General features: G+C 64.1%; 4 protein-coding genes. All 4 read right to left on the bottom strand.

Features of this window, described 5'->3' with window-relative positions; translation table 11 throughout:
- Window positions 1-41: 41 nt before the first annotated feature.
- Entirely contained in the window at window positions 42-1,670 is a 1,629-nt protein-coding gene (locus EOA60_RS17790; protein ID WP_095823757.1) for an alpha-D-glucose phosphate-specific phosphoglucomutase, read from the bottom strand.
- 3 nt (window positions 1,671-1,673) lie between these two features.
- Window positions 1,674-3,119 carry a glycogen synthase GlgA gene (gene glgA / locus EOA60_RS17785; protein ID WP_095800242.1) on the bottom strand — a complete coding sequence of 482 codons (1,446 nt, stop codon included), beginning with the start codon at window positions 3,117-3,119 and terminating at the stop codon, window positions 1,674-1,676.
- 67 nt (window positions 3,120-3,186) lie between these two features.
- On the bottom strand, window positions 3,187-4,452 hold the full coding sequence (glgC, locus tag EOA60_RS17780; RefSeq protein WP_067327922.1) for a glucose-1-phosphate adenylyltransferase: 1,266 nt from the start codon (window positions 4,450-4,452) through the stop codon (window positions 3,187-3,189).
- Window positions 4,453-4,466: 14 nt separating this feature from the next.
- Window positions 4,467-5,138 (bottom strand): alpha amylase C-terminal domain-containing protein (locus tag EOA60_RS17775; RefSeq protein WP_206628153.1); only part of this gene is annotated, 672 nt, incomplete at its 5' end.

The raw sequence follows: 5,138 nt of genomic DNA, 5'->3' as shown, positions 1-5,138 counted from the left end.
ACCTTCTCCCACAGGGGGAGAAGGGGAAATCCTCACCACTTTCAAGTAATCACGCTCGGCTTGTTGCGACCGGTGTGGCTCTTGATGCCGGCGATGTCGTCGGCGGCGGCGATGAGGTCGGCGAGCGCTTCCTGCGTGTCGAGGTCATGCCTCGCCTTGTCGGGCTCGTAACGCTCGATATAGACGCGCAGCGTGGCGCCGGAAGTGCCGGTGCCGGAGAGCCGGAGCACGACGCGCGAGCCGCCCTCGAACAGGATCCTGATGCCCTGGTTTTTGCTCACCGAGCCGTCGACCGGGTCGTGATAGGCGAAGTCGTCGGCGCTGGCGATCTTCATGCCGCGCACGCTGGTGCCGGGCAGCGAGCCGAGCTTGGCGCGCAATTCGTCGACCAGTGCGTTGGCGCGGTCTGTCTCGACCTCCTCATAGTCGTAGCGCGAGTAATAGTTGCGGCCGTAGCTTTCCCAGTGCTTGGTGACGATGTCCTTGCAGCTCTCGCCCCGCACAGCGAGGATGTTGAGCCACAGAAGCACGGCCCACAGCCCGTCCTTCTCGCGCACATGGTTGGAACCGGTGCCGGCGCTTTCCTCGCCGCAGATCGTCGCCATGCCGGCGTCGAGCAGATTGCCGAAAAACTTCCAGCCGGTCGGCGTCTCGTAGATGCCGACGCCGAGCTTCTCGGCGACGCGATCGGCCGCTCCGCTGGTCGGCATCGAGCGGGCGATGCCCTTCAGGCCTTCCTTGTAGCCGGGCGCCAGATGCGCATTGGCGGCCAGCATCGCCAGAGAATCCGAGGGCGTTACGAAGATGCCCTTGCCGATGATCAGGTTGCGGTCGCCGTCACCGTCGGAAGCGGCGCCGAAATCCGGCGCGTCCGGCCCCATCATCTCGTCATAGAGATGTTTGGCATGGACCAGGTTCGGATCGGGGTGATGGCCGCCGAAATCGGGCAGCGGCTTGAAATTGCGGCAGGTCCCGGCCGGGGCGCCGAGCCTACGCTCGAGGATCTCCTTGGCATAGGGGCCGGTCACCGCGTGCATGGCGTCGAAGCGCATGCGGAAGCCATATTTGAAATTCGCGCGGATGGCGTCGAAGTCGAACAGGCTCTCCATCAGCTCGGCATAGTCCTTGACCGGGTCGAACACCTCGACCGTCATGCCGCCGGCTTGGAAGGTGCCGATCGTGTCGATGTCGACGGTGCCGATGTCGGCGATCTTGAAGCTCGAGATCGTCTTGGACTTTTCGAAGATCGCGTCGGTGATCTTCTCCGGCGCAGGGCCGCCGTTGCCGGCATTGTATTTGATGCCGAAGTCCTCGTGCGGGCCACCCGGATTGTGGCTGGCCGACAGGATGATGCCGCCAAAGGTCTTGTATTTGCGGATGATGTTGGACGCGGCCGGCGTCGACAGGATGCCGCCCTGCCCGACCATCACCTTGCCGAAGCCGTTCGCAGCGGCCATGGCGATGGCCGTCTGGATGACCTCGCGGTTGTAGAAACGGCCGTCGCCGCCGATCACCAGCGTCTTGCCCTGAAAACCTTCCAGCGCGTCGAAGATCGACTGGATGAAGTTCTCGGCATAGTGCTCCTGCTGGAAGACGGGCACCTTCTTGCGCAGGCCGGAGGTGCCGGGCTTCTGGTCGGTATAGGGTTTGGTAGGGACGGTTTTGATCATGCCTCAGGCAGCCCTTTTTGAAAGCAGCAAGCGATAGAGTTCGACATATTTCTCGGCGCTCTTGTCCCAGGAAACGTCGGCCTTCATGCCCTGGCGCTGGATCGAGGCCCAGGCGGCGGGTCTGGCATGCGCCTCAACGAGGCGACGGATGGCGTGCAGGAGGGCGCCGCCATTGTTCGGCGCGAATTGGAAACCGGTGGCAACGCCGGCCGAAAGTGCCGCCTCGTTGGCGTCGATGATGGTGTCCGCGAGGCCGCCGGTGCGGGCGACGACCGGCACGCAGCCATAGCGCAATCCATAGAGCTGGGTCAGGCCGCAGGGCTCGAAGCGTGAAGGGATGACGATGGCGTCGCAACCGCCCTGCATGATGTGGGAGAGCGCCTCGTCATAGCCGATGACGACGCCGACGCGGCCGCGATGCCGCGCGGCCGCGGCGAGCAGCGAGCCTTCGAGGCCGGCATCGCCCGAGCCCAGAACCGCCAGTCGTGCCCCACGCTGAACGACGCCGTCGACCACGGCAGCCAAAATGTCCATGCCCTTCTGCCAGGTCAGACGGCTGACCACGCAGACGATCGGGCTGTCGTCAGGCTCGAGGCTGAAGCGGTCCTCCACGGCCTTGCGGTTCAGGTCGCGCGCTTCCAGCGTCTCGGCCGAATAGTTGGCGACCAGGTGCTTGTCGGTCGCCGGGTTCCAGATGTCGACATCGATGCCATTGACGATGCCGTAGAGGTCGACGGCGCGCATGTTGATCAGGCCGTCGAGGCCCATGCCGAATTCCGGCGAGCGGATTTCCTGCGCGTAGGTCGGGCTCACCGTGGTGATCGCCCAGGCGGCCTGCAGGCCGGCCTTGAGGAAGCCAACGCCGCCATAATATTCGACGCCATCGAGCTGCATCGCCACGCCCGGCAGGCCGAGCTCGCCGAAAATGCCGGAGCCGAACTGTCCCTGAAAAGCAAGATTATGCACGGTGATCAGCGACGGCACGCCGATCGCATTGCCGTAGCGCATGTAGGCGAGCGTCATTGCCGACTGCCAGTCATGGGCATGCACGAGGTCTGGCTGGTAGCCGGAGATCGCGCCGCCGGCGATGTCGCCGCCGACCTGACTCAGCGCCGCGAAGCGCCGCCAGTTGTCGGGCCAGTCGGAGCCGGAGGCGGTACCATAGGGCCCGCCCTGGCGGTCGAAAAGATGCGGCGCGTCGAGCACGAAGAGCTCGAGCTCGCCGATCTTGACGGCGTGAACCGAAGCCTTGCCGCCCTGCAGCAGCGGGTACTGATAGACGGCCTTCTTTTTCTTGAAGGCGTCCATCACCACCGGGTAGCCGGGGATGAGCGTGCGCATCGCCACGCCCTTGCTGGCGAGCGCGATCGGCAGGGCACCGGTCACGTCGGCAAGCCCGCCGGTCTTGATCAGCGGGAAGATTTCGGGCGTGACGGACAGAACCTGCATGCGCCTAAGATCCACGGCTAAAGTGACAGCTTTGTTGATCAGACTGACAACTTGCCGATCAACCCTATCAGGTTGACAGCTTGTTGATCATATCCTGAGTGATCAGGCAGATGCCCTTTTCCGAAACGCGGAAGCGCTTGGCGTCGAGTGCCGCATCCTCGCCGACCACCAGCCCCTCCGGTATGTGGACGCCATGGTCGATGACGACGCGCTTGAGGCGCGCGTTGCGCCCAACCTGAACGTCGGGCAGCATCACCACTTCCTCGAGCTTCGCATAGGAATTGATGCGCGCGCCGGTGAAGATCAGGCTGCGGCGCAGCGATGCGCCGGAAACGATGCAGTCGCCGGACACCAGCGAGGAGATCGCCTCGCCGCGACGGCCGTCCTCGTCATGCACGAATTTGGCCGGCGGCTTCAATTCGGCATAGGTCCAGATCGGCCAATCCCGGTCGTAGAGATCGAGTTCGGGCGTGACATCGGTCAGGTCGATATTGGCTTCCCAATAGGCGTCCACCGTACCGACGTCGCGCCAGTAAGGCTCCGACTCGTGCGAGGAGCGGACGCAGGATTTGGCGAAGCGGTGGGCGATCGCCTTACCGTGCTGGACGATGTAGGGGATGATGTCCTTGCCGAAGTCGCGGCTGGATCCTGGCTCGGCCGCGTCGCGGCGCAACTGCTCCATCAGGAACTTGGTCTTGAAGACATAGATGCCCATCGAGGCCAGCGCATGGTCCGGCTTGTCCGGTATGCCGGGCGGGTCGGCGGGTTTCTCGATGAAGGAGATGATGGTGTCCTTCTTGTCGACATGCATGACGCCGAAGCCGGTCGCCTCCATGCGCGGCACTTCGAGGCAGCCGACGGTGACATCGGCGCCGGCATCGACGTGCTGGCGCAGCATCAGCTCATAATCCATCTTGTAGATGTGGTCGCCGGCTAGGATGACCATGTATTCGGGGCCATAGGCCTCGATGATATCGATGTTCTGGTAGACCGCATCCGCCGTGCCCTCGTACCACTGCGTTTCCGAGACGCGCTGCGAGGCGGGCAGGATGTCGAAGCTCTCGTTTCGTTCGGGGCGCAGGAAGTTCCAGCCACGCTGCAGGTGGCGGATCAGCGAGTGCGCCTTGTATTGGGTGGCGACGCCGAGACGGCGAATGCCGGAGTTGAGCGCATTGGACAGCGCAAAATCGATGATGCGCGTCTTGCCGCCGAAATAGACGGCGGGCTTGGCGCGCCGGTCGGTCAGCTCCTTGAGGCGGCTGCCGCGGCCGCCGGCCAGCACATAGGCCATGGCATCGCGCGCCAGCGGCTGGGTTCTCTTGATCTCTGCCATCGTTTGCCTCCCTCTTAAGCTGTCCGGACCTTTGCTTCGTCCGCGACGAATTCCAGCATGATCGTCGACAGGGGCGGCAAGAGCATCGTCGCCGACGTGCCGCCCCCTTCCCCGCTCGCCACGATCATGCCGCCATTGCCCATGCCGGAGCCGCCATACTCGGCGGCGTCAGTGTTGATGATCTCGCGCCACTCGCCCGCCTTCGGCAGCGGCACGCGATAGTTCTCGCGCGGCACCGGCGTGAAGTTGGAAATGACGGCTATCGGGTTGCCGTCCGGCGCGCTGCGCAGCCAGGCAAAGACCGAATTGTCGCGATCGTCGACGATCAGCCAGGAGAAGCCTTCCGGCTCGCAGTCGCGCGCATGCAGCGCCGGGCGCGAACGATAGAGGTAGTTCAAGTCCCGCACCGCCTGCCGGACGCCGCGGTGCGGGGCGTGCTCCAGCAGATTCCAGTCGAGCGCGCGTTCCTCGCTCCACTCGCGGCGCTGGGCGAATTCCTGGCCCATGAACAGGAGCTTCTTGCCGGGATAACCCCACATGAAGGCGTAGTAAGCGCGCAGCGTGGCGAATTTCTGCCAGTCGTCGCCTGCCATCTTGTGGAGCGGCGTGCCCTTGCCGTGCACGACCTCGTCATGAGAGAGCGGCAGGACGAAATTCTCGGAGAAAGCGTAGACAAGGCCGAAGGT

Source organism: Mesorhizobium sp. M1A.F.Ca.IN.020.06.1.1 (assembly GCF_004023265.1).
Taxonomy (GTDB): domain Bacteria; phylum Pseudomonadota; class Alphaproteobacteria; order Rhizobiales; family Rhizobiaceae; genus Mesorhizobium.
This window is presented reverse-complemented; position numbering and strand designations above follow the sequence as displayed.